General features: G+C 40.4%; 2 protein-coding genes. Both read right to left on the bottom strand.

The features are described 5' to 3' along the window. On the bottom strand, positions 1 to 226 hold a 226-nt coding region (gene ybfB / locus E0D98_RS24970; protein WP_131891390.1), incomplete at its 3' end, for a protein YbfB. Continuing rightward, on the bottom strand, positions 226 to 832 hold a 607-nt coding region (locus E0D98_RS24965; RefSeq protein ID WP_104770283.1), incomplete at its 5' end, for an RHS repeat-associated core domain-containing protein. The genes ybfB and E0D98_RS24965, both read right to left, overlap by 1 nt.

Raw genomic sequence — 832 nt, 5'->3', positions numbered from 1 at the left:
TCCTTACGCCAATAATGTCTGATACAGTCCCTATAAATATTAGAGCAATAAAGAATACTATGCCTGTTGGAAAACATATTACCATCATTCCATAAGACATGAGACTAATTAACTCGCTCACATCACGAGTGGAGTCTAATAGTGAAAGTCTATGCATGGAAAAGAATAGTATTAAAAGCGATAAAGCCAGCCATATAGCTCTGAATAAAAAAATAATATATTTCATTACATCACTCCGGTGAATACAAATCTAACAAAACGTCCAATGTTATTTCCGGAGCACTTCATCTTACATGTTTCTAAAGAATCATTAGACCAGTCTTGGCAGTTTTTAAATAGCCCTAAATTTATAGGTGTGAATATATCAGGCAATACAGAATAACGCGGCCTTACCTCTTTAAACTTCCCTTTTAAACAGTTCTCCACACAACTATTATCGGTTTCAACGAGGTCACAACGGCCAGCAGCTTCTTTTGTATCATTACTTGCTTTACCTGGCCCCCATAGACCATCTCCTTTTGATTCTCCCCGTTGGTCTTGGCCACCACAAGTATAGTCCCCTTTACCATCTGGGACACAAAGATATTGATGATAGAACGGATTCCCCCATATATCTGGACCGCTTCTTTCACCAGTTCCGCCCATTGAATGCAGTGGCTTAATGCATTTTAGTGTTTCTAATCCTAATGGATCTATATTTGAGATCGGATTCAACGGATACTGATAAAAATTCCATCCCCCCTTCAGCCCAATCGGATCCTGAGTGATATACCGCCCCTGCAGCGGGTCATAATAGCGGTGGCGGTTGTAATACAGGCCGGACTCCTCATCA

It is taken from the genome of Escherichia sp. KCJ4928, assembly GCF_004352695.1.
Taxonomy (GTDB): Bacteria; Pseudomonadota; Gammaproteobacteria; order Enterobacterales; family Enterobacteriaceae; genus ECMA0423.
This window is presented reverse-complemented; position numbering and strand designations above follow the sequence as displayed.